Genomic DNA, 24,174 nt, shown 5'->3' on the forward strand with positions numbered 1-24,174 from the left:
TGCCACCGCCCCCGGGGCCCGCCCCGGCGTTCGAGCCGCATGCCGCACCCGATCCGGCCATGGCGGACGAGCAGCAGCCCGCCGAGCCGCGCTTCGGTTACGAGTCAGTGGACGCGAGGACGTTGGCCTCACTGCGGTGGCAGGTCGGGTCCCGCCTCAAGCGGGCCAACACGGGCCACCTGTCGTCGGCGGGGCTGAGGTTCGGTACCCGGGAGGCGCTTGGTCCGCACGCGCTGCTGCTGTTCTTCGTCTCTGACGCACCCAACGAGCCCGGCGCACGGCTGATCCACACCGCCTCCCGGCTGTTTCGCGACAGCCGGGACGCCTACCACCTGCCGACTCTGCTCGACGACCTGACTGTCACCGCCCGGGGTCACATCGCCGCGGCCGGCGCGCAGTGGCACCCGCTGGACACGTCCCGATCCATGATCAACGGGAAGGACGTGTACCTGCCGGCCGGGGCGCGGTATCTGGGTGTGGGGGTCAGCACGCTCGACACCGACCAGGGCAGATGGTCCGACATCGCCCCGTCCCTGCACGAGACCCTGAACGCGGGAATCCTGGGAGCGTCGCAGCGGATCCCCGGCCGCTGCTTCGCCCAGCTGGTGGATGGCACCGCGATGCAGGTCGACCGCGATGCCTATCACGCGCTCGGGGACAATGGGATCCGGTGCACCCACCCGGTCGACATAGATCACTACGACTCCTACCGGCGGTATGCGGATCTGACCAGCCGTGGGGATCACGACCACCAGCAGATGTGGCAGCGGCTCACCGCCCTGCACGAACTGCTGACGGCTCACTTGAATCCCGGACGTGACGTGTGACGGCGGCCGGGGTGATGGATCTGGCCGCCGCCGCCGACCTCAGCCAGGATCGCATCGACGTCGCAGCGGTCCTCGACCAGCTCGTGGGCGGTGCGGATGCGTCGGCGGCGACCACGATCGGCTACCCGGGCGCTGTCGACGTGAACCACGACGCGGTGTTGCGGCGGCTCGGAAGCCGGCTCTGGAACAACATCGGGGACCCGAGTGATGCCGGCGGCATCGCCCATACCCGCGTTCTGGAGCGGGCCGTGGTCGCCTGGACCGCGGACCTCGTCGCCATGCCAGCCCTCGACCGGTGGGGGTATGTGACCACCGGCGGCACTGAGGACAACCTCGCCGCGCTCTACGCCGGCAGACGCCGCTACCCCACCGCCCGGGTCTTTTACTCCCGGGCCGCGCACTACTCCATCCCCAAACTCGTTGATGTCCTCGGCGCTCACGGCGTGCCGGTGCGGGCCGACGAGCGCGGAGAGATGGACTACAACGACCTGGCCGCGCAGCTCCGCCGCCGTAAGCGATACCCCGCGATCGTGGTCGGCACCGCTGGCACCACCCTGACAGAGGCCGTCGACGACACCGCCCGGATACGGGATCTCCTGGCGGAACACCCGGCCGGGGGGCACCTGCACGTCGACGCCGCCCTGTCCGGCATTCCGCTCGCGCTGGACGGGCGGTTGCGTCTCGATGATGCCGCCGGCATCGGCAGCATCGCCATCAGCGGCCATAAGTTCCTCGGCACGCCCGTGCCAAGCGGTGTGGTCCTGGTCCGCGACACCGTCCGCACCCTCGGTCAGCCGATCGCCTACACCGGCACCGTGGACACCACGATCAGCGGCTCCCGATGCGGGCTGGCGGCGGCGCTGCTGTGGCATGCCATCGCCGTGCAGGGCCGGGAGGGACATCGCTGGCGGGCGGTGCACGCCCGCGAGCTGGCCGCCTACGCCGTCGCGCAGATCACTGCGATCGGCTGGCGCGCCTGGCGCCATGAACACGCGATGACCGTGGTGCTCGACACCCCACCCGCTGAGGTGCGGACGCGGTGGGTGCTGGCCACCGAGGGCGCCGTGAGTCACCTGATCTGCATGCCCGGCATCACCCGCACCCAGATCGACGCGTTCGTCACCGATCTGGCCGCCGCCACACCTCGCCCGGCGGCACCGCGACCCCGCGCACCGGCCGACGACTCCGGCCTGATCACCACCAGCACCCATTGATGAAGGAGAGGCCACGATGGCGACCGGTTTCATGACCGACACGTTGTTCTTCTGGCACGACACCGGCACAGCCGCTCTCATGCTGCCGGCCGACCCGTTGCACGGCGTCGAGCCCGACGCGCACGTCGAGAGCGGCCGGACCAAGCGCAGGGGCTTCGAGCTACTCGACGTCACCGGCCTGCTGGACATGATGACGAGGGTTCGGGCGCGCCCCGCATGGATCGGCGAGCTGCTGCGCGTGCACACCGACGCGTACGTGCAGCGGGTGGCGCAGGCGAGCGCCCAACCGCGGGGAGGCGACGCTGGCGACGGCTTCACCCCGTTGGGTCGAGGCAGCGACGAGATCGCGCGCCTAGCCGCCGGCGGCGTTCTGGACCTCGTCACCGCCGTCGCGTCCGAGAACCTCACCAACGGTTTCGCGCTGGTGAGGCCTCCCGGGCATCACGCCGTCGCCGACGCCGGGATGGGCTTCTGCGTGTTCAACAATGCGGCGCTCGCCGCCCGGCACGCCCAGATCCAGCTCGGGTTGCGCCGGGTCGCGATCGTTGATCTGGACACGCACCACGGCAACGGCGGCCAGCAGCTGTTCTATGACGATCCGACCGTGATGCACATCAGCATCCACGAGGCCGGCTCCTTTCCGCCCGACTCCGGGTGGATCGAGGAGACCGGCGCCGGCACCGGCGAGGGATACACCATCAACGTTCCGCTGCCCCTGGGCAGCGGCCACGCCGCCTGGCTCTACGCCATGAACCAGGTCGTGCTCCCCGCACTGAAACGATTCCAACCCGACTTGATCATCGTTCCGGTGGGGTTCGACGGCGGCTGCTTCGAACCACTGGCCCGCCAGGCGCTGGTCGTGGACTCCTACCGGCAGATGGCCTCGCTGCTGACCAAAGCGGCCGACCGGCTGTGCGACGGCCGGGTCGTCGCGATCAGCGAGGGCGGCTACAACCCCGAGATGGCACCGTGGTGCATGGTCGGCTTCGTCGAGGGCCTGATCGGACGCAACGGCAACCTCAGCGATCCCCTCGCCGGTATCACCGCCGGATACGCCGCCGCGCCGATGCTGCCCCACCAACAGGACGTCATCGACCGAGCCGCCCGCCTGGTACCGCGCATCACCGCGACCGTCCCGGCCGGCTGACGCCCCGTCATGATCCCGAACCCCACCATCACCGCCGTGACCACGGCGACCCTCATCGCCGCGGTCGCCGCAGTGACCACCGCGCCGCCACCCGTCCCACCGGCAGCCGTCTACGGCAGCGCTGACAACGACTGCGCGGTGCCGTCGCCGACGTCGCACCGCCGCCTCTCACCGCCGACGGCGGGGGTGCGGCTGCGTCCCGGCGGCCCGGCGCGCCTGGTGCTACTGGACCTGGCCGGACGTATCACCGCCGAGGCGTGCGACACCACGCCCGGCAGGTACGCGGTGGTGCGGCATCACCTGTGGCGCTACGACTCCGGCGGCGTGGAAGAAAGCGATGTGGTGCGCTGGTACGCCGCCGACGAATCCGGCGCGGAGCTGGCGGTACGACACCCCCGCCAGCAGGTGGCACACGACTGGTGGGAACCGGCATTCGACCGGGCGGGGCACGTGGCGCACTCCTACATAAGCGGTGAGTTACTTATCAGCGCAGCCCAGTTCGACGGACAGTGGCAGGTCGAACCGCCGGCATTGGTGGACGAGCTGGCCCAACTGGCGATGTGGCACAGCCCCGACCGGTTGCAACGGCAACTCGCGGCGCGGGTTTTGGCCGACACCGCGGGCCTCACCGCGCACCCCGCGACGACGGACCGGGCCGGCCGCGTCGGGGTCGGCATCGCCGCGTTCAGCGAGCACGGCCGTACCCGGCACCTGCTGATCCTGGATGCCCACACCGGGCAGGTTCTCGCCTACGAAGCCGCGACGCTCACCGCGTCCGGCTGGCGTGCCCAGGTGTACCTGCTCCTGCTGAACCGCACCCACGCTCCGAGCCGCTGGTGGGAACCGCCGACCGCAGGCCAACCCGTCGCGGCCCCGCCGCCGTACCTGCGGCCCCGCCGCAAAACCCATTGGGTCACTCACCCACAAACGGTCTGCATCACCGACCGCACCTGACGCCTGGAGCGAAGACGATGACAAAGACACACGCCGCCGGGATGTCCGCACCGCTGCGGGAACTGCTCGACCCGCCCATCATTCAGCAGATCAACCAGCTCGACGTCTCCCCCGGGTCGCGGGTGTTGGAGATCGGCGCCGGGACGGGCCACGTGACCGCCTACCTCGCTCGCGCCGTCGGCCCGCTGGGTCGTGTCGTCGCGGTCGACGACGACACCACCCACCTGAACCCGAGCGCCGTGGTGGACGTCTACAGCCGCGACGTCGCCGTCAACCCCGACGCGGTGCCCGGCGACGCCGCTAGCTTTGACCTGGTCGTCGCGCGTTGGCCGTACCACCGGCTGGTCGACCCGGCCGCGCTGATCGACCGCATGCTCGCCCGCCTCCGGCCGGGCGGATGGCTTGTCCTCGCCGATGTCACGGACACTCGCCCGCATGTGCACCGCGCCGCCACCTCGGGCGACGAGGAGCTGATCAATCGCATCGTGCGCAGGCTCTACGACACGACCCTCGGCGCCGGCGGCACCGGTCGCTGGCCTGCCGACCTTGAGGAATTTCTGCACAGCCGGGGCATGCAAGGGGTGTGCCTGAGCGCCGCGTCGGAGACGTGGACCGGCGGCAGACCCGGCTGCAACGTCCTCGCCGGCATCGTCCACCATGCCCGGACCACCCTCCAGGCCCTCGGCATCCCCGCCGACGACATCGACTACTTCCAGACGGTCATGACCGATCATCACCTCGTACTGCGCTCGATCGAGCGCCGGGGCCTACACGCCCGCAAACCCGCCTAGCTGCCCGAGCCGTGCCGCTGGGGGATCGGCAACCTCCAGCGGCACGTCCGGCGACCACCCCCGAGGTGGTCACCGGATAGCGGTGCCGGGCCTCCACCGCCCAGGGTAGCGGCACCGCTAGGACGACCACGCCGGGATGAGGGCCCGACGGGTCGGCCAGGCCGGCGGCAGACACCCGGAATCTGCCGCCGGCGCAAGCGGACCCCTGCCCGCTCCGGCCACCCGCCGCAACTGGCACCCACGGACATCGCCACCAGCCCCGCGAGTTCCACCGCGACCTACGCCCGAAAGTCAACACGATCAGGAGCGCCATGGTGACGAGAACCCCAATCGGTCGTCAACGTCCACCGCGGCTGCTCGAACTCCTCGACCCGGCCATCCACCATGCCCTGGACCGCATCCCGATCCAGGCGGGCCAGCGCGTGCTGGACATCGGCGCCGGCACCGGCGAGCTGACCACCCGCCTCGCCCGCCTCGTCGGCCCAAGCGGCAACGTAAGGCCGTCGACCGCGACACCAGCTACCGCGCACCGACAGGCGTCATCGACGTCCACCAACGCGTCCCTCGACGCCGACGAGCTGCCCGGCGAACCCGGCAGCTTCGACGTCGCCGTCGCCCGCTGGATGCACGGTGCCCTGCCCGATCCGAACGCCGTGATCCGACAGATCATCGACCGGCTACGCCCCGGCGGCTGGCTGATCCTCGCCGACCTAACCGCATACACGTAAAGGGCAGTGGAAAACGTATCGCAGGCATCACTCATCTCCGCCGACCGGGCGTCACGGTGCGTGACCAGCGGTCGGTAGGTGAACACCTGCTTCGGCCGACGGTTTGTGCGCCGGAGGCGCCTACGGATCAGAAGGTTAGGGGTTCGAGTCCCTTCGGGCGCACAAGATCATGAAGGGCCTGACCCGGATCCTCCGTTCGCGTTGCTAGGCGCGCAGGCACGCCGGGTGCCAGCGGGCGTACCGGACGCAGCCGTCGTCGACGATCGGCACCGCTTGGGCCTGCCTCGTCACTCCTGTTCGAGGTCGAGATCGAGGGCGTTGGGATCGAACAGGTCGTCACGGTTGATGGTGACGATCGGTGCCTTTCCGGCTTTGCTCGCAGTTGTTGCGGGGGGAAGCGCGCGGATAATGACGAAGTAGACCCGCACTCCATTACTGTCGATGTAGGCCGGCCAGTCGCCTGGTTTCCCGTCGGTCGGCATCTGCAGGAGCCGGTTGGTCAGGTTGAAAATGACCAGGTAGGCGGTGCTTTTATTGTAGTCCTGGGCATACTTGAGAACCTGGTGATAGCCCTTGGCGAGGTAGGACTGCTTGCGGCCATGCCCGAATATCTTGCCGTCGCAGATGAGCGGATCCTCGGTGGCGAGGTCGCCGATGAGGTCCGGTTCGCCGGAGGCTCCCCGCGCCTTGGCGTGCGTGATGTAGTTGCCGTCTTGGAAGAGGAAGCTCTGCAGGTCGAGGTTGTAGACCTCTTCGCCGTTCGCCGTGTCGTTGGCGTACTTGGCGTGCAGTTCTTCGCGCCGGAACCACTCGACGGTGCGGACGTAGCGTTCGAGGACGTGCAGCACGCTGTTTCCAGCGGAAATGTGCTCGCCGGCATAGTCGAAGAATGGCTGCATGACCTGCTCGACCAGTTCCTGCCAGTGGTCGTTCAGGTTGCCGCTTGAGCCGTAGTTCATGACGTAGAGATTCAGGTCGTCATCGTTGGAGCCCCGGTTGCCGGCAAGGTCGACCATGACCTTCCAGCCGAACGTCGCCTGCTCGGCCTCGCTGTCGCTGATCCAGCGCACTCCTTGGTGCCGCATCGACTGCTTGAAGTCAACGAGGTCGATCTCAGGAGAGGCCCTCTCCGCCTCGGAGGTGATCGCCTGCAACGCTGGCTGCTGCTTGATCCAGCCGACGACGAGAGCGAGGGTCGCGGGGCCGTCGTGGTAGCCGGACGTGATCAGACGGCGGTAACGGTCGCGGAGCTGGACTTGGAGGTCTTGCTGGTATCTCATCCGAATGCGTTCCTGAGTGCCTGTTGGAGCTTGGATTCGAGGACACGACCGAGGTTCTGTAGATCGCCGTCCTGGTCGATGAAGAAGACGCGCGTGCGGCAGCACGGACAGATGACCGGGACTCTAGCGATGATCTCCGAGAAGCGCACCCAGATCGGGTAGGTGCAGGTCGGGCAGCCAATCTCTTGGTGAACGTGCAAAAACTGAGCGACCAGAGAGCCGGTCATCCTTGTTCCTCCCGCCTGGACTCACCTCAGCATCAACGAGTTCCGGACCACCTTCATCGAGCAGGGCTCCATAGGTCATTGACTTAGCATCGATCTGCCGACCACATTGCTCAAGTCGAGCGGTCCGGTTTCCGGTTCATCTGTATGAGCAACGCTCTGTTCGCGACGCGGGCCGCGTCGAGCTTTTCCTGGTCCTGCGTCAGGCGGGGCACGGATAGCGCGGCCTGCGGACCGGCGAGGGGTCGCGGCTCGGGCAAGCCGTAGTCCGACTCAATCCGGATCTTGCGGCTGGTCATCTGGGCGGCCCGGGAGCGCGGCGCGCACCGCGCGGTCGCCGAGCCACCCGGACGGCCGCCATGTCCAACGTCTTTCCGGTGATACTGCTGTTGGTGCTCACATGATCCTCCTAGGGGATTGGTAACGGGGTTGACGGTACGGAACGGGTGTGACGTTTTCGCGCCTCGATAAGATCATGCCCTGGCAAAGCGCGGATCTGACGTCCGGTCGGGACAGCCCAGGTGTTAGTCATGCGGTAGTAGGTCAACCGGCTGGACTACATGGCTGGTCGGCGACTGCTCTAGCGTCGTCCGGACCTAGCGAAGTGGAGCGAGCCTGTGGCAGCGTCGAGCCTGCGTGAGCAGTACGAACAGATTGCGGCGATGGCCAATCCCCGGCGGCGGGGTTTGGCCTTCGAGGATCTCGTCGGTGACTTGTTCGTAGCGAGCCACTTCGAGGTCAGGAAGAACGCCGGTGCGGCCCGACCCCGCCAGACCGATCTCTTGGCTGCCCGGGCCGGCGATACCTATCCCATCGAGTGCAAGTGGCGCTCGGACCGTGCGGACATCGACGACGTCGACAGCCTCCGGTCCCGGCTGAGGCGGACGAGCGGAGCCATCGGCCTACTCGTCAGCATCTCTGGCTTCTCTGGCACCGCCATCTCGGACGTAGCCGATCACCGCCACCAGCCGATCCTGCTGCTGTCGGGAGACGAGATTAGCGCCCTCGCACGCCGGCCGGATGATCTCGTACACCTGCTGTGGCGCAAGCAGCAGGCGCTGCAGGTCGAGGGTAGAGCACTCGTCGACGAACCCGCCCAGCTCAAGCGAGCACGGCCTCGTCGCCCACTACCCGCCTCCGGCTCGCGGTTTGTACTGCCCAGTCGTCCGGCTGCGCCGATACTGGCCTTCGAAGGCGGGTTCGATGGGTTCACCTTCGCGCATGACGTCGTCGACGTGGACTGGGTGGTAGCCCAGGGCAGCGGGGTCACCCTCGACGTCGAGGTGCCGGCGCGCCAGGAGCGCGACGTGCTCGACCTCATCGATAAGCTTGCGGACCTCGGCTGGGCGTCCCCCGACGCGAGGTGGAGCTTGCAGCAGGCCCGGACGAACTGGCACGGGTTCGGCGTCGCGGCGTTCGCCGCGGAGTTGGTTCGGTGGCGAGCACGAGCCGAATCGCCCGATGCGCACCACAGCGAGGAGTTCTGTTATGTGGACAACTGCGACGGGGGCTTGTACACCCTGACCTCGACGATCAGCGCGCACGAGTACCGCCGGGCGACTCAGACGCACCTGTCGTTCCAACTCCAAGGCGTCCCACTCGATACCGGCCCGCTGCTTCAACTATGCAGGTCGATCGGGGTCCACGGCGGAATCTACTTCCGATCGCTCACCGACAGGTCGCGCCGCCTGATCAATCTGCCGAACTGGATGACTGCCCCGGTCGAACCTGTGGCCCTCGTCGTGACGCCCGGGGCGGACATCTCCGCGGGGATGAACTTCGTCACGGGAATCGTGATTCCGAACCCGCTCCGGCAGCCACAGTGGCGGCAGAGCGAGGAGTGGGAGGCAGCGGGGCTCCGGCAGCTCGAACCGGCGGAGTACCTCGTGTGCGATCTCGGCGAACACCATCGCCACGACCAGGGAAGCTACTCCTACCGACTGAGGAGGATTGAGGTGGCGAAGACATCCAGCGGCACCGTCTTCGTCCCTTGCGCACGCTGGGACTGGAATCAGGATCGGATGGAGGACGTAGCCCCGGACGATGATCAGGAGACGAACGCATCAGAGCGGTGCCTCTTCCGCTTGGTGCCGCCGATCTGACTACCTCCGGCGTAACACGAACCTTCCCGAAGGACTTCCGTCACACTGAGATTCTCACCCGGCCCAAGCAGGAGGCATGTCTGTCGAGAGTGACCCTGCACCGTACCAAACCCCAGATCAGCGTCACTGTCGCTTGAAATTGGCCCTGGTACTCGAGTCAGCCCTGTCTGGCCCGGTAAGGTGCCGGCATCGTCATCAACGGATGCCACTGGAGGGGGCGGATCTACTTATCAGGACAGTGGCCCCCTGATCGGTGAACTTGGTGTTCTTCACCAGTCGACCATTGCGCCGATTCGTTGACCGAAGGTCGGGGCGTCCGGGACAGTCCTGGTCACCACAGTGGATGATTAGGATGTCGAGGGGTGGCATGCAGGGTGTGGATGTGATCGTGGCGGCACTGGCGGCCGGGGCAACGGCCGGGATGACGGACTCAGCTTCTGCGGCGGTGCGTGATGCCTACACCGGGCTGAAGGCCACGCTTCGGGACTGGCTGGGCGTCCGGCGTCCCGACAAGCCGGACGCTCTCGATGTAGACGAAACCGAGCCGGGGGTGTGGAAGTCGCGCCTCGAGCAGGAGCTGCTCGAGTCCGGTGCCGCCGAGGATCAAGAGGTGGTCCGGGCGGCGCAACGTCTGTTGGAGCTCGTCGCCGTCGACCAAGGGAACTCGGTCAACGTCACGGTGGAGAGTAGTTACGGCGCGATCGGCACCTTCTATGCACCGGTTACCTTCCACCAAGGGCCACCAGTCCCCCCGGCGCCGCCGGCGGCACCCTAGGGTCACCTGCCCCCGGCACCGACACCGACCCCTCCGTGATACGGCACTACGGCCCGACGGGCATCTTTCTCGCGCCAGTCACCATGCACGGGCACGCAGCCGCCGTCATGGCGGCCGGGCTGCTGCCAGAGCGTCTCGCCGGCTATTACCACCGGACGCTCGACCGGCCGGTGCTCGATCCCGAGGACATCCGAGGTCGGGCGGTCGCGCCGGCCCTGCGGGCGCTGTTCATGCCAGCTGCCTGCCGCGTGAGACAGACCCTGTCCTCTGAGAGTAACCTCGCCCTCGACGCCAACTGGGCCGGGGAACCGGTGGTTGACCTGCTCGGGTACGTCCGGAGTTACCTGCGGAGCGACGACGCGCGGGAGCGACCGCTCGTCGTGGTAGGCCACCCGGGGGCCGGGAAATCGACCTTTGCCCGCTTCTGCGTCGCGGAGCTCGCCAGCGAGGGCGCCTTGGCGATCCTGGTGGAGCTGCGCGCCGTCGTCGCCACCGCGCCCGTGCAGGAGCAGATCGAGCAGGCCCTGTACAAGCAGACCGGCATAAGAACGAGCTGGTCGGACGCGGCCGGCGCCCACGCGGACGCCCAGGTGGTGGTCGTGCTGGACGGACTGGACGAGCTGGTCAACGCGGCTGGCGTGGTTCAGGCGGAATACGTCCAGTCGGTCCGGGAGTTCCAGCGCCGCGAACGGGACAACGGCCGACCGACAGCAATGGTGATCACCAGCCGGATCAACGCGCTGGGCCGCACCGTGCTGCCGCCCCGGACCACGGTGGCCCGTCTAGAGCCACTCGACGACGAGCAGGTCGAACATTGGCTTGCGGTCTGGAACCACAGCAACGAAACCCACCTGCGGTCGCGCGGCCTGCGGACACTACCGGTCGTCACCGTACTGCGGTACCCCGACCTCGCCCGCTACCCACTGCTGTTGATGATGCTCGCCTGTACGACGCGGCCGACAACGCTCTGCAGCGGGAGGACACCGAGCTCGACCTGACCGAGCTGTACGAGAGGGTACTCACCGATTTCGTCACCCGTGAGGTCGCGAAGCGTTCCCCAGTGTTGCGGGGAGATGACCGCGCCGCCGTGATCCGGATGGAACTACGCAAGCTCGGCATCGTCGCGACCGGCATGTACGTCCGCGGTCGTCAGATCATTACCGAAGCCGAAATCGATAGCGACATGGCCGCGCTGATGCCGGTGGCACCGTCGAACGCGGGCGACCCGTCCGCCGGTCAGGAGGTCATCGGCCGGTTCTTCTTCGTCCACTCCTCTCGCGCGTTGCTCGCATCGGGCAAGGCCTCAGCCACATACGAGTTCCTACACGCCACCTTCGGAGAGTTCTTCGTCGCGTACATCGTGCGCACCGCGCTCATCGACCGGGAAAACGACCTCCTGCGGGTGGTGACGTCGTCCAGCCTGCTGCTCCGCAACGGCCCGATCACGGGCTTCCTCCGAGCGGCCCTCCGGCGTACCGATCCGGCCGTGCTCGGGGAACTCGGCCGGAACCTGGCCGCGCTACTCCGGGACGCGTTCACCACCCTGCCGGTGGATGCTCCCGACCCGGTGCGGCGGCTGGCCCATTATTCGGCGAACCTGGCGTTCCTGCTGGTCCTGACGGCAGCAAGCAACCCGGTCGACGTCGCGGCGGCGATCGGGCTGGAGACCTGGCAGCGCCTCGCCGGCCTCTGGCGCACTCAACTCCCGCGGGCGGACTGGTCGGCGCTGGTTGACACTATCCAAGTCACTCGGAAGCTGGAGTACGAGTACCTCGGCGGCGGGCATTACTCCGACCACGTGACGGAGACCTGGCTCGACGCGGCGGACGACGAGCCGGTCAGCTTGAACGCGGCACTCCCGTGGGAAAGCGAGTATGCGACCGACGACGGACCGGTACTCGACTTCCCGTTCTTCCGCCACCTCGTGTTCCCCGCTCGCAGCGAGGCAGGCAGGGCCCTACGGGAAGCCGCGCTGCTCCTCGAGTCAGACGATGCCCGGCGAAATCAGTTGTACACACTCTCCGCGATGTGGGCCAGCCTCGGCAGACTGGCGAAAATCGATGGCCAGCTGGCCATCGGAACCACCCTACCCAGCCTGCTGTGGCGAATCCTCTTCGACTCAGACGTGGAGTCTGGAGACGAGCGCATCTTTATGTACCAAGCGGCGTTCGAGGCGGCGAAGTATCATCCGGGCGGAGATCGAATCAGGGAGGTCCTCCTGCGCCGACTGGAACTCGAAGTCGTGGATCTCGGCCAAGAAGCTGTGAGGAGGATGATCAGGTCGACTCTGCCGGACGCCGCCGTGCGCTGGATCGCCGACTGAGCCCGTCTCTTGCCAGTTTCACCCGATTGGAGCGGTACCTAGCTCAAGGTAGGGATGCTGCCGGCGAGTGGCTATTCGCCTGGGGGGATCGGTTCGGGCCGTAGTTCCTCGGCTCCGACATGCTGGCCGACTGGGCGGTTGATCCATCGTTCGCCTTGGCCGGGCCGCCGGGATGTCGGCTTGTCGTCCTGGGACGTCCACAAGACGATGTCGATCAACTGAAGGTCTGATAAGTCCTGGATCTCGACAACGGTCGGTGTCACGGCGTTTCGCAGGGCCGCCATCTCGGCGCGGTGGATGCGAATCCAGATCGCTAATGCCCGGACGACTTTATCGATGCGCTCGAGACGGTCCAGACCGTGCTGGCGCGCCTTGTTGGAGAAGCCTTCACGGTTGAAGCCGAACACTTCTGCAATGTGTCCGTCGAGCACGGGAACCGCGTGGGGCCGATACAAGGCAGCCATTTTGGTGATCTTTGGTCCCTAGACGCCGTGGTACCCGAAATGGCACAGGTTGGCAACCGCGGCGACGTCGTCGTCGTCCATCGTGTGCAGGTCGGAGTCTTCCGGCACGGCAGCGACTCGGGCTGCGAAGTTGCGTCGCCGCTCACGGGAAAATCCGGCCACGTCTTCGATGTCCACTCGGCCGGCGAGCGCGTTGGCGTAGAGCAGTGACCAGGTGGTGACCTGATCGAACATGCCGGTGGTGCGGGTGCTGCAAGCGGCGAGATGGTAGGTGACCCATCCGCTGCGTGGCTCGGTGCAGAAGGCGAGCACTCGTCGGGCTGCATGGGTCACAGGCACCGGAGCCAGTACGTCACCGTCGAATCCTGCCGCTGCCGGGTCGATGGCCATCTCGGGAAGCTCAGTAGTCACAGTGACACCGTACGGGCTGGCCTCCTGAAGATCGATGCACGGCGCTGCCGTGGCAAGCCATCGAAGGTAGACATCCTGCCGGTTCGCGGAACGCTTGCGGGACAACGGGATTTGCGGTTCATGGGCTCGGCCGACGACGGCTACGACAACGCCCTGATGGGACTTCTGGCCGACGCTGAAGAGCGGACTGGTCTACCGCAACTCGTGACGCACTACGACGAGGCCGAGGACATGATCTTTCGCCTACATCGACGCCTGGTGCAACGCCCGCTGCATCCAGAAAAACCCTCAGCGGGTGATCCCCAGACGAGTACGAAGCCGCCTGGCACACCCACCAGGCGCAGCAGGACCAGGGCAGCTATCGCTCAGTCTGAGCCCACCGGCGCGAGGCAGCCCCGCAAATTGGGGGCAATCTCAGTCCTGTCTGCCGACATCGTCAGGCTGTGGCCGGGGGCTCCGATGCTGTAGCGCTCACCCGCGGACCGGAATATGTCGGTCACGCCTGGTAGGTGTACCTGGCTGTATCGGACTGACCAATCAGGAGTGACATGTCGACTTTGAGTGATCGCCTGTTGGAGGCGGTGGGCGAGGACCGTCGGGATGCGGGGATCGCGTTCCGGGCGGTGTATCAGCCGGTTGGGGGGCAGGGTGGGCGGATCGCGCCGCCGACGTTTTCGATCTCTGAGGTAGAGGAGCGTTCGGCGAGGAGGGAGGGGCGGCTTCCTCGGCCGTACATCTTCGAGCCTCGGTTGGTTGACGGCGAGCGGTGCGAGACGGTGGTGGTTGATCAGGTTCCGTCGCAGGCGAATCGCGTGGAGCAGGCTCTGCTGGCGGCGCGGGACGGCGGCCGTGTGGATCTTCCCTTGTTTGAGTTGGTGATGAGAAGGGAAGGCGTCCGGCTGACGTCGTTGGACTTCCCGCATCGCTACGCCGATGCGTACCTGCGGGACAGTGAGATCGGCGGGGTGCGCTTCGACCGCAGCGAGCTGGGACAGCAGCTACGGGCGGCATCAGCTGTGGATGTTCGTCCGCTGTTTCGGCGTGAGCCCTACTCACTGGTGTTCGGGGCGTGGGATTCGCACCGTAAGGGCCGGTGGCCGAGATTCCCCCGGGTGTACTCCTCGGAGATGTTCGGCGTGCACTGGCTGGAGGGCGCCCGCCAGGCCGGGAAGGTCGATCCGATGAACATCACCGGCGCCATCGATGACAAGACCAAGGCGGAGGGTGACTGGCGGTTCCTGCCGGAGGGCACGAAGGCCAAGGGCGGGAAGCCGAGCGAGATCGGCCATGGGCATATCGCCCCGAATCCGGCGCCGGGTGGGGTGACGGTGCGGGAGGTGCGCCGGCAGGGCTGGATCTCGTTGGCCGGGTTGGAGCGGCTGCGGTTCGGGGACGCCTCGGCGGAGGCGGCAACTTTGGCGCGGGCGACGTTGGCGGCGTTGGCGCTGGCCGGGGACCGGTTGACGTTCGGCCGTCCGTCGCTGTGGCTGCGTTCGGGGTGCGACCTGACGCGGGTGAGCGAGACGGTCGCTTTCGAGCAGGACGGCGGCGGCTGGGAGCCGTTGGAGATGTCCACGGCGCAGGTGTTGGCCGCGTTTGTGGAGCTGCGGGACCGCGCGGCGGCGGCGGGTGTGGTGATGGATGCGGATGTGGTGTCGGTGTCGCCGACGAAGCAGCTGGCGGAGGCGATCCGGTTCGCGGTGCGGTCGGCTGCCGCCGAGGGGGAGTAGCGGTGGCGGTGAGCATGACGGTGCGGCTGCGGGCGGGCCGCTACGACGCGGCCTACCCGAAGGACCGGATGGAGTGGCCCCCGCATCCGGCCCGCTTGTTCTGCGCCCTGGTCGCCTCCGCGGAACACGATCCGACGGCGCCGGGCTTCGAGGCCGACAGTGAGGCGTTGCGGTGGTTGGAGGCGGCGGGGGCTCCGTTGGTGCTGGCGGCTGCGGTCGAGCGGGTGACGGCGTCCGTGCGGGCGGGGTTCGTGGTGACGAACGCTACCGACAGCAAGGCGGGTAGCACGGTGTGGCCAGGTCGGACGAACCGGGAGTCCCGGCGCGTGGGCGCGCTTCCTCCCGATGATCGAGTCGTGTTCGTGTGGCCGCGGGCGTCGGCGCCGGACGGGGTGCTGTGGCGGCTGTCGCGGCTTGCCCGTCGGGTGCCTTATGTCGGCCGGTCGACGTCGTCGGCGCAGGTCGAGGTCCTTGATGAGGTGCTCGAGTGTGGGCCGTCGCAGGTGACCTACCGGCCGGTGAAGATCGGCACCGAGGGGTCGGTAGGGGTGCGGGTGCCCTACCCGGGTTACCTCGACGCGCTGCGCGACGCCTACGCGCAGGGGCACCGGGCGTGGGAGATGTCCGAGGAGATGTCCTACACCTGCCGCCCCGCCGACGAAAAGGCCGAACCGCTCGCGGAGGCGGGGCCGTACGTGGAGTTGCTGGTGTGGCCGGCGGCGCGTGGTCAGGTGCCGGTCGGGGGTGACGCGCTGTTGACGGTGGCGGAGCTGCTACGCCGCGCGGCGATCTCTCGGATCAAGGATCCGGTGCCGGCGCAGGCCAGCGGCCATGGCGCGGATGACCGCCCACACCTGGCGTTCCTGCCCCTGCTGGACGTCGGCCATCCGCACGCCGACGGACATCTGCTCGGCGTCGGGGTCGCCGTCCCCCGGGATCTGGAGCCGGACGACCGGCTGGCGATCCTGCGGGGTCTGCTCGGTGATGGTGGAGAAGATCCGATCCGGGAGCTGCGCGGCGGCGCCGCACCCCGGATCCGATTGGGTGATCCGGCGCTACCACCGCAGGTGTGGGGTCTGCGCCCGGACCGCTGGACGAGCCGCAACGGCGCACGGCGGTGGGTCACGACGACGCCGGTGATGCTGGACCGCTACCCGGGTCGACGCGACCCGGCCGAGTTGGTGGCCGAGTCTCTTGTTACGGCCCGGTTTCCCGAGCCGTCGTCGGTGACGGTGCTGGAGGGTCCGCTGCCGCGGGGGGCGGTGACGCGGCCGCGGCGGGGCACGATCCCCGCCGGGCGGGACCGGCGTCCGCTGCTGCACTGCCGCGTCGAGTTTCCCGTGCCGGTGCGAGGGCCGGTGATCGCCGGCGCGCTGCGTTACCTGGGTTGCGGCCTGTTCATCCCGGAGGCATCTCGTGCTGACCGCTGACGACTTCACCGCCTTCGTGGCGCAGGTCCACAGCCCTGGTCTGGGGGACCGGAGACCGTTTCCGTGGCAGCGGGCCCTGCTCGACCGGATCCTGGCCGAGGGGCGGTGGCCGGACGTTATCGACGTGCCGACCGGGCTAGGCAAGACCTCGGTGCTGGACGTCGCGGTGTTCGTGGCCGCGCTGCGCCCACAGTTGGCGCGACGCCGCATGTTCTTCGTGGTGGACCGGCGGCTGGTGGTCGACGAGGCATATGAGCACGCCACCCGCCTGGCGTCCGCGCTGCGCGACGCCGCTTCCGGCGTCTGCGCGCAGGTCGCGCAGGCGTTGAGGATGCCGGGTGATGACGGGGAGGTCCTCACCGTCGCGCGGATGCGCGGCGGGGTCACCTGGGACCGGATCTGGGTGGAGCGCCCCGACCGGTACGCGATCGTCACCGGCACCGTCGACCAGGTCGGTAGCCGACTGCTGTTCCGCGGCTACGGAGTCAGCGAACACGCCCGCAGCATCGACGCCGCCCTCGTCGGCACGGACAGCCTGATCGTGATCGACGAGGCGCACCTCGCCGACGCGTTCCAGACCACGATCACCGCCGCGTCGGCCCTGGACCCGTGGCCGCTCACCCCCGCCCCGGCCGTAGTGACCATGTCCGCCACGACCCCCACGACACAGGAGCAGACCGGTGGCGCGCGGGTGCACCGGATCAGCGCAGCCGATGAGGAACACCCGGTCGCCGGACGGCGGCTGCGGGCCCGCAAACGACTGCGCCTGCTCACCGTGACCACCAGCCGGGCGAAGGCCGCCACCGACGTTCCCCGGGCCATGGCCACCCTCGCCGCCCGCCTCGCCTGCGACGCGACGGTCGTCGGGGTAGTGGCGAACACGGTGGCGCGGGCGCGGGCCATGTTCGGCCACCTCGCAGGCGGGCCGGTCGAGGTGATCCTGCTGACCGGTCGCAGCCGCCCCATCGACCGCGACATCCTCCTCGCCCGATATTACGAACGAATCAAAGCCGGCCGTAACCGCACCGACCCTCGGCCTCTCATCATCGTGGCGACCCAGACCATCGAGGTCGGCGCGAACATCGACCTCGACGCGCTGATCACCGAGTCCGCGCCGCTGAGCGCCTTGATCCAGCGGCTCGGCCGGCTCAACCGGCTCGGCCTGCACGACGTCCCCGCCCCCGCCTACGTGGTGCACGACGCCAGCGTCACCGACGACGACCCGGTCTACGGGCCCGCCCGGCTCGCCACCTGGCAGTGGCTGACCACCCAGACCCCGACCGGCACCGTCGCCAAACCCGAGGCCGCCGGCAACGGACTTGAAGCCTCACCGACCGCGCTGAGGACCCTCGCCGCCAGCGCCCCCACCGAAACCGGCACTGGGACGATGGTCACCGTGCCCGTGCTGACCTCCGCCACCTTGGACGCCTGGAGCCGCACCTCACCCACCCCACACCCAGACCCGCCGATCCCACCATTCCTGCACGGCCTGACCGACCACGCCCCACCGGTCACCGTCATCTGGCGCACCGGGCTCCCCAACGACGAACCGCAGCGCTGGCCCGCGATCATCGACTTCCTGCCGCCGGTCACGGAGGAAGCCATCGACATCCCGTTGCGCGAGCTGCGACGCTGGCTCCTCCAGGACCCGGACACCGAACCAGTCGCCGACATCGAAATCCCCGAAGCCGACACGGACAAGCGGCGAGCCACCGGCAAACCCCCACCGCGCCCCAACGGTGGTGAGGAACGCCGAGTGCTGCGGTACCACCACCGCGGTGACACCGAAATCGCCACAGCAGGGCGCATCCAGCCCGGCGACACGATCGTCGTGCCCGTCGAGTACGGCGGATGTGACCAGTACGGCTGGAATCCCGCCAGCACCCACACCGCCATCGACGTCGCCGACCTCGCCTACCGGCGGGGAAAGCCCGTCCTACGGATCGGAGCGCACCTTCGTCACCTCGCCGCCTACGCCACCGGCACGGACCTCGCCCCCACGACGTCGCCCGATGCATCCCCCGAGGCGTCACCGTGGGCGGCGCCGCTCAACGAACTCCTTGCCCTCGCCGCCAGCAAGACAGGTCAAACGCAGCCCGACAAATATCGAGAAGCCCTCACCGCCCTGGCGGCGGTGATCGACCACAGGGAACCACTGCGCCGCACCCTGACCGGCTTGCAGGGCAAGATCACCGCCACGCCGACCCAACAAACTGAACCCGCAACCGGTACGAGTTGGACGCCAGCCTTCCCGGTCATCCTCGCCGCCACGAACACCAGCAGCGCCGACGACGACTCCGAAACCGGCAGCTCCACCACCGCATACCCGGGCCGCAGGATCGGCCTCGACGCCCACCAACGCGCCGTCGCCGCCCGCGCCGCGCAGTTCGCCACCAACCTCGGCCTCGCGCGTCGCCTCACGGCGAGCGTGGAAGCAGCCGGGCGATGGCACGACGAAGGCAAACGCGAACTCCGCTTCCAGACCATGCTCTTCGCCGGGCGTCGCGCCGCGGCTGAACTTGCTCCCGAACCCCTCGCCAAATCCGGACTCGACCCCACTAACCGAGCCGAAGCCATCCGAGCGCGCGAGGTCGCTGGATATCCCCCTGGCATGCGTCACGAAGCCCTCTCGGCCCGCATCGCCCGCCACCGACTCGCCCACACTCCGGACCTTGACGCCGACCTCGTCGTGCACCTCATCGCCAGCCACCACGGCCGCAACCGGCCCCTGCTCCCACCCGTCACCGACCCCGACCCGATAAAGATCAATATTCCAGGACTGCCCGTACTCAACACAGCGGACACCATCGACTGGGCCGCCCCCGCACGCTTCAGTCGCCTCAACTCCCAATACGGACGCTGGGGGCTGGCACTGCTTGAGGCCATCGTGCGGCTCGCCGACATCTGGTGCTCCGCCCGAGACGAGGAGATCCCATGAAACACCCGGTCGACCTCCCCGCTCTCGACGGCCGCGACCCACTCGGCTTCCTCGCCGCCCTCGGCCTCCTGCGCCTACTCACCGACGAAACAAGCTTCGACGTCAACCTCAGCTTCAACGACGACACCGCCCGGGCCGTCCTCCACAGCCCACTCGTCGACATCGCCGACGTCGTCGAGCAACTCACCGCCATCCTCGCTTCGATACCCGACGACGGCGTCATCCCCAGCGTCCCCGCCACCTTCCCCGAAGCCAAAGTCGGCACAGCGAAGGACCCGATGCGCTCACCCCGCGTCGACTACCGCGCCGCCCACACAGCCCTGACCGGCGACAACCACAACCTCACCCTTGATCGATGGCTATCCGCTCTGGTCACCGACCTCGCCACCGACAGCCAAGGCAGAGTCGGCATCACCCCCTACGCCGCCCCCGCCGGACAACAAAGCTTCCGGACGATGTTTAGCAAAACCCTCGAACAGATCCGCCCCGACCCATCCAACCGCTTCCACGAAGCCCTCACCCGCTGGCGACGCGCCGACGGCTACACCGGCGAATACCTCGACCACCGCGCCATCCGCACCGCAGCCGACCACCCCACCGGCACCTCCCTCCCCGCCGGAGTTCCCGCAGCCACCTGGCTTGCCCTCATGGCCCTACCCCTCCTACGCCTCACCGGCACCGGCACCAACCCCCGAGCCACCTGCTGGCACCGCCCCAACCACCAACAACCCGTCATGACCTGGCCCCTCTGGCGACAACCCCTCGACACCCACGCCGTCACCGCACTCCTCGAACACCCCGCCCACCGCAACCGCGACGCCTGGCCCGCACTCGGTATCTTCACCACCGCAAGCGCGACCCGCACCACCGGCAAGAACTCCGCCGGAACCCTCACCCCGGCAACGACATAACCAGCAACTGGATCACGAGTAAGGCTGCAAACGCTGCACCACCTGGCAATTGAAGTCGCCCACGATCATTGACAACTCAACAGAGCGAACAACTGCAGGACGCGGTTCGGAACCCCAAGCAGGAAATCCCAAGCGCGAGGTTCCTGCGTTAGATAAGACGCAATTAGGCGCAAAGCGGCAGGCAAGCAGCGTTTCGAAGCCTGCCTTGGTGAATACGTGCAGCTCATGCCTCCTGATGCCGGCCGCGGGCGGCCGGCCCTCATTGCGACGACCTGGTCGACGGCCCGAACCGGATCCGGGCGGTCGCTGACGCCGGCGCACGCGGCCGGCCCTCATTGCGATTAGTTCCCGCCCGCGCGTACGCCGAGCAGGCCGGCGACTGACGCCGGCCGCATGCGGCTGGCCCTCATTGCGACACCGTCTGCACGGACTGGCCGATGTAGCCGACCACCGGCCTGACGCCGGCCGCGTGCGGCCGGCCCTCATTGCGACGCGCACCTCGGCGGGCAGTTGGAGGTCCTGGTCGAGGCTGACGCCGACCGCATGCGGCCGGCCCTCATTGCGACGCACTCGACATGGCCGCCGGTGGCACCCGCGCGACCTACCTGACGCTGACCGCATGCGGCCGGCCCTCATTGCGACGACGTCACCGACTACGTCCTCGCCGGCTGACCCCCCTCTGACGTCGTCCGCATGCGGCCGGCCCTTATTGTGACGCCAGCGCGGCCTGCGCGATGACGTCCGGGGTGAGCAGTTGACGCCGTCCGCATGTGGCCGGCCCTCATTGCGACACCCGGAGCGCCTTGAGCAGGTGCCGCAGGATCAGGTCCCTACGCCGACCGCATGTGGCCGGCACTCATTGCGGCATCGTGGTGGAACCCGGCAACGACGCTATCGCGGGCACCCTACGCCGACCGCCCGCGGCCGGCCTGATTGCGACATGACAACACCGACCAGACCGGGCAGTTCCGTGAACTAACGCCGGCCGCATGGTCGGCCCTCATCGCGACCCGCGCCGGCCGACGCCGACCGTGCACGGTCGGCCCCTTGCCTGCATGACCGGCTCCGAACCGGCACGGGACGCGTGGATCAGGTTGAAGTCGCCCACGATCATTGACAACTCAACAGAGCGAAACAGCTGTAGGCCGCAGGTTCGGAACCCCAAGCAGCAACACCTCAAGCGCGAGGTTCTCATGCCACATAAGGTGCAATCAAATGCGAAAAGGTTGGCGATCAGCGGCTCGAAGCCTGCCCCAGTGGATACATGCAGCTCATGACCCCTGACGCCGACCGCATGCGGCCGGCCCTCATTGCGACACCGCGCAGTACCGGGTCGATGGTGGCTCGGGCGCCTGACGCCGACCGCATGCGGCCGGCCCTCATTGCGACGCTACCGGCGGTTGGGTGTCCGGGATGGGGGCGGGCCGACCTGACGCCGACCGCATGCGCGGCCCTCATTGCGACACGCTGCTCGTGGCCTCACTCATCCTGTGCGAGTTGTTCTAACGCCGACCGCATGCGGCCGGCCCTCATTGCGACTTGCCGGCGAGGAAGCGCGTCGCGCTTGTCGGATTCGACTGACGCCGACCGCATGCGGCCAGCCCTCATTGCGACCCGGCGCTGTCCTCGGGCCGCGTGCTCGGCGAGGCCTGACGCCGGCCGCATGCGGCCGGCCTTCATTGCGACAGCCCAGCCCGCCGAGTTCCGCGGCGATCAGCACACTGATCAGCAGGGCCAGGGGGTTGAGCTGCACCGTGTGGGACATGACGACCGGCTGCAGCAGGTGGTTTTTTGAGGTCGTCACATTGTGTCCGCAATGACGGCCTTCAGGTGACGGACTCGATCGGTCATTGGTCTCATGGTTTCCGTCGCCTTGCCGCCGGCTATGAGGTTGAGCGTTGGGCGGTCAGTGACGGCACCAAGTAGCTGCCGGACGCGTTCCACCGGCCAGCGTAGTTCCTGTGCCAGCGCGGTGATGGTCAGCCCATGATCGGTAGCTAGTTCGAAGGCTTTTCTGAGGAGGGTCGGCTGTTCGCCGGGGAAGCCGTCGATGGGTTCCAGGGCCGGTTTGGACTGGTTGAGGCGTTGGTAGGCCCGTGTCGCAGTGGTGTCGGTGTAGAGGCCCACTTCTCGGCAGCGGTAGATCAGGCTCTGGATCGACGTACCCCATGTGCGCTGGAGTTCCGCGAACGCCGCGAAGTTAACTCTCGCGGGTAGGAGGGGGATGATGCTGTCACGTGGGGTGAGGAACTCTGCAGCGAAGGTGTCAGCGTCTCGTTCGTGGCGAGTGTCACCGGGCAGGGCGTCGGCGTGGAGTACGAGGTGGGCGAGTTCGTGTGCGGCGGTGAAGCGCTGCCGGTATACGTCCTGGGATCGATCGCGGCTGATGATGATGAACGGCCTCGGTAGCCGGGAGGTCGAGAAGGCGTCCACGGTACGGAAGTCGCCGTCGGCTGGCGCATGGACGACGACGATGCCGTGGACCTCAAGGGTACGCACGAGGTGGGGAATGGGCGCGGTGCCGAGATTCCAGTGCTGGCGAAGAGCTTGGGCGGCCTGGACTGGCTCGGTGGGAAGGCTCGCGCCGGGATGGATCTCGCCGCCGGCGAACCCGGGAAGGTCTACGTGGGGCAGGAAGACGCGCCGTTCGAGGGCGTAGATGAGTTCCCAGACCTGCTCGGTGAAGGAGACGGCCTTGGCGCGCTGGTAGGAGCGTGTCTCACGGAGATGGCGGAAGTGCGCTGCGGAAGAGTCGAGGCGGGCGTAGGGACGCCCGACCTGGAAGAAGCCGACGGGATAGCCGAGGTGTTCGGCGAGGGCGATCAGAATCTCGGGGCGTGGCCGCGCCCCTGATTCGTACTGGCCGATGGCCGCGGCGCTGACCCCGACTCGGTCGGAGAGTTCCTTCTTGGTCAGCCCGGCGAGCTGGCGAGCTTGTGTCAGACGTGCCGAGTCGAACTGCCTGGCGACAGCACTGGCTGACCCCGAGGGCGACTCCACGGGCAGGCCGCCGGCAGAGAACAGGTCATCGGGCTCGTCAGTTCTGGGCATCGCTTCGCTGTTGGTGGTCGCTATGTTCGGCTACGGGGCTAACGGTGATCTGCTCAGCGGCGGTACGGGCGCGCAGCGTCGGGCTGGCCAGCTCGGCCTGGTCGAATCGCGGCGACGCGGTCGAGGTCGAGGGCTGGTTTACCAGGCGAAGTCCGGGGATCGGGTCTGCGGACGGGACGAGGAGGGGTTGTGCGGATACCCAGCTCGCTGTGCCGGTCTGGCTCACGCTGATCTGGCCCCATCCGATGTTGAGCAGCCCGTGCCGCTCGTGCGCCGCGTAGTAGATGATCACGATACCGTCTGGCTCCAGCCCTCGCAGAACGTCGGTGGCATGGGCATCCGACTCGGACTCCATCCCTTCGAAAGCTGGCTGCTCATGATCGGGTTTGGGGCCAAAAAGCCGCGCCAGCTCCAGCGTCGTCTTGTTGATCTTCTTTAGGGCGCGAGGGCTGTCGTAGGCGGTCGCGAGGTCCTTCGCGTACTCCACCGGCAGCACGGCGACGTTGTTGATGACAACGATGCGGTAGCTCTTGCCCAGCGGACGCACAGTCCGGGCGCCAGGGACCCCACCGAGGTGGTTGACCAGTTCCTCGTACCGCGCCGGCCAGCCTCCGCCGAAGGCGTGGCGCGACGTCAGGCGGACCGCGTGGTGGCCGTCCATCTGCCGTCCGACGGCGGCCTGGATCGCCGACGGGATGGCCTCCGCCAGCGTGGCTGCCACGTCGCGGCCGAACAGCGACGCCGCCCACGCTGCCGGCCGGATCTTCTTCGACACGATTCTCCCCTCACGCTTTACCTGCGTGCAGAAGGCTAGCATCTGTGCTTTAGTTTTGAGCGCGATGTCGCCACTTCGGTGGCGCTGAGTGTGTTCCCG

Annotated in this window: 21 protein-coding genes and 1 CRISPR repeat array; of the genes, 14 read left to right on the top strand and 7 right to left on the bottom strand. The window is 67.9% G+C overall.

The genetic code is table 11. From position 1 onward, the window contains the following. Window positions 1-59 precede the first annotated feature (59 nt). The 6 genes from ACIA6B_RS24605 (at window position 60) to ACIA6B_RS24630 (ending at window position 5,661) form a co-directional block, all read left to right on the top strand. Window positions 60-827 (top strand): hypothetical protein, encoded by a 768-nt coding sequence (locus ACIA6B_RS24605; protein WP_396776691.1) that lies wholly within the window; start codon window positions 60-62, stop codon window positions 825-827. A gap of 14 nt (window positions 828-841) precedes the next feature. Further along, on the top strand, window positions 842-2,041 hold the full coding sequence (locus ACIA6B_RS24610; protein ID WP_396776942.1) for a histidine decarboxylase: 1,200 nt from the start codon (window positions 842-844) through the stop codon (window positions 2,039-2,041). A 16-nt stretch (window positions 2,042-2,057) separates the two neighbouring features. Beyond that, window positions 2,058-3,188, top strand: a complete 1,131-nt coding sequence (locus ACIA6B_RS24615; RefSeq protein ID WP_396776693.1) for a class II histone deacetylase — start codon at window positions 2,058-2,060, stop codon at window positions 3,186-3,188. A 36-nt stretch (window positions 3,189-3,224) separates the two neighbouring features. Then, window positions 3,225-4,142 (top strand): hypothetical protein, encoded by a 918-nt coding sequence (locus ACIA6B_RS24620; RefSeq protein WP_396776695.1) that lies wholly within the window; start codon window positions 3,225-3,227, stop codon window positions 4,140-4,142. 41 nt (window positions 4,143-4,183) lie between these two features. Continuing rightward, window positions 4,184-4,933 carry a class I SAM-dependent methyltransferase gene (locus ACIA6B_RS24625; protein WP_396776696.1) on the top strand — a complete coding sequence of 250 codons (750 nt, stop codon included), beginning with the start codon at window positions 4,184-4,186 and terminating at the stop codon, window positions 4,931-4,933. Between the two features lie 314 nt (window positions 4,934-5,247). Continuing rightward, window positions 5,248-5,661 (top strand): class I SAM-dependent methyltransferase, encoded by a 414-nt coding sequence (locus ACIA6B_RS24630; protein WP_396776698.1) that lies wholly within the window; start codon window positions 5,248-5,250, stop codon window positions 5,659-5,661. Between the two features lie 287 nt (window positions 5,662-5,948). On the opposite strand, the gene ACIA6B_RS24635 is transcribed toward ACIA6B_RS24630, so the two are convergent. The 3 genes from ACIA6B_RS24635 to ACIA6B_RS24645 form a co-directional block, all read right to left on the bottom strand. Beyond that, complete coding sequence (locus ACIA6B_RS24635) at window positions 5,949-6,941, bottom strand: hypothetical protein (protein ID WP_396776700.1); 993 nt, start codon at window positions 6,939-6,941, stop codon at window positions 5,949-5,951. Further along, on the bottom strand, window positions 6,938-7,168 hold the full coding sequence (locus tag ACIA6B_RS24640; RefSeq protein WP_396776701.1) for a hypothetical protein: 231 nt from the start codon (window positions 7,166-7,168) through the stop codon (window positions 6,938-6,940). The genes ACIA6B_RS24635 and ACIA6B_RS24640 overlap by 4 nt, the downstream gene beginning before the upstream one ends. 110 nt (window positions 7,169-7,278) lie before the next feature. Beyond that, on the bottom strand, window positions 7,279-7,464 hold the full coding sequence (locus tag ACIA6B_RS24645) for a hypothetical protein (RefSeq protein ID WP_396776703.1): 186 nt from the start codon (window positions 7,462-7,464) through the stop codon (window positions 7,279-7,281). A gap of 318 nt (window positions 7,465-7,782) precedes the next feature. Between ACIA6B_RS24645 and ACIA6B_RS24650 the strand changes: the two genes are divergently transcribed. From ACIA6B_RS24650 to ACIA6B_RS24665, 4 genes are all read left to right on the top strand, one after another. Next, window positions 7,783-9,267, top strand: coding sequence for a restriction endonuclease (locus ACIA6B_RS24650; protein WP_396776705.1), 1,485 nt, complete (start codon window positions 7,783-7,785; stop codon window positions 9,265-9,267). 367 nt (window positions 9,268-9,634) lie between these two features. Then, window positions 9,635-10,042 carry a hypothetical protein gene (locus tag ACIA6B_RS24655; protein WP_396776707.1) on the top strand — a complete coding sequence of 136 codons (408 nt, stop codon included), beginning with the start codon at window positions 9,635-9,637 and terminating at the stop codon, window positions 10,040-10,042. Between the two features lie 35 nt (window positions 10,043-10,077). Further along, on the top strand, window positions 10,078-11,040 hold the full coding sequence (locus tag ACIA6B_RS24660) for an NACHT domain-containing protein (protein ID WP_396776709.1): 963 nt from the start codon (window positions 10,078-10,080) through the stop codon (window positions 11,038-11,040). A gap of 98 nt (window positions 11,041-11,138) precedes the next feature. Further along, window positions 11,139-12,365 carry a hypothetical protein gene (locus ACIA6B_RS24665; protein ID WP_396776711.1) on the top strand — a complete coding sequence of 409 codons (1,227 nt, stop codon included), beginning with the start codon at window positions 11,139-11,141 and terminating at the stop codon, window positions 12,363-12,365. A 71-nt stretch (window positions 12,366-12,436) separates the two neighbouring features. Here ACIA6B_RS24665 and ACIA6B_RS24670 read toward each other — a convergent pair whose 3' ends face one another. Together ACIA6B_RS24670 and ACIA6B_RS24675 are read right to left on the bottom strand one after the other, a co-directional pair. Then, window positions 12,437-12,796 carry a hypothetical protein gene (locus ACIA6B_RS24670; RefSeq protein WP_396776713.1) on the bottom strand — a complete coding sequence of 120 codons (360 nt, stop codon included), beginning with the start codon at window positions 12,794-12,796 and terminating at the stop codon, window positions 12,437-12,439. A 51-nt stretch (window positions 12,797-12,847) separates the two neighbouring features. Further along, the gene (locus ACIA6B_RS24675; protein ID WP_396776715.1) at window positions 12,848-13,240 is read right to left on the bottom strand and encodes a hypothetical protein; all 393 of its coding nucleotides are present in this window, start codon (window positions 13,238-13,240) and stop codon (window positions 12,848-12,850) included. Window positions 13,241-13,788: 548 nt separating this feature from the next. Here ACIA6B_RS24675 and cas7u point away from each other — a divergent pair. From cas7u to ACIA6B_RS24695, 4 genes are read left to right on the top strand one after another with little or no spacing between them, the layout of a single operon-like run. After that, complete coding sequence (gene cas7u / locus ACIA6B_RS24680) at window positions 13,789-14,970, top strand: type I-U CRISPR-associated RAMP protein Csb1/Cas7u (protein WP_396776717.1); 1,182 nt, start codon at window positions 13,789-13,791, stop codon at window positions 14,968-14,970. Window positions 14,971-14,972: 2 nt separating this feature from the next. Continuing rightward, complete coding sequence (gene csb2 / locus ACIA6B_RS24685) at window positions 14,973-16,400, top strand: type I-U CRISPR-associated protein Csb2 (protein WP_396776719.1); 1,428 nt, start codon at window positions 14,973-14,975, stop codon at window positions 16,398-16,400. Then, window positions 16,387-19,338 carry a type I-U CRISPR-associated helicase/endonuclease Cas3 gene (gene cas3u, locus ACIA6B_RS24690; protein WP_396776721.1) on the top strand — a complete coding sequence of 984 codons (2,952 nt, stop codon included), beginning with the start codon at window positions 16,387-16,389 and terminating at the stop codon, window positions 19,336-19,338. The genes csb2 and cas3u overlap by 14 nt, the downstream gene beginning before the upstream one ends. Then, window positions 19,335-20,249 carry a hypothetical protein gene (locus tag ACIA6B_RS24695; protein WP_396776723.1) on the top strand — a complete coding sequence of 305 codons (915 nt, stop codon included), beginning with the start codon at window positions 19,335-19,337 and terminating at the stop codon, window positions 20,247-20,249. Before cas3u ends, ACIA6B_RS24695 begins: the two co-directional genes overlap by 4 nt. Before the next feature lie 242 nt (window positions 20,250-20,491). Continuing rightward, window positions 20,492-21,115: direct repeats of the CRISPR family, unit length 21 nt; unit sequence GCGGCCGGCCCTCATTGCGAC. A gap of 934 nt (window positions 21,116-22,049) precedes the next feature. On the opposite strand, the gene ACIA6B_RS24700 is transcribed toward ACIA6B_RS24695, so the two are convergent. Both ACIA6B_RS24700 and ACIA6B_RS24705 read right to left on the bottom strand, forming a co-directional pair. Next, window positions 22,050-23,300, bottom strand: coding sequence for an ImmA/IrrE family metallo-endopeptidase (locus ACIA6B_RS24700; protein ID WP_396776725.1), 1,251 nt, complete (start codon window positions 23,298-23,300; stop codon window positions 22,050-22,052). Next, complete coding sequence (locus ACIA6B_RS24705) at window positions 23,287-24,075, bottom strand: hypothetical protein (RefSeq protein WP_396776728.1); 789 nt, start codon at window positions 24,073-24,075, stop codon at window positions 23,287-23,289. The genes ACIA6B_RS24700 and ACIA6B_RS24705 overlap by 14 nt, the downstream gene beginning before the upstream one ends. Window positions 24,076-24,174 lie beyond the last annotated feature (99 nt).

Source organism: Micromonospora sp. NPDC051141, from assembly GCF_044455765.1.
Classification (GTDB): domain Bacteria; phylum Actinomycetota; class Actinomycetes; order Mycobacteriales; family Micromonosporaceae; genus Micromonospora.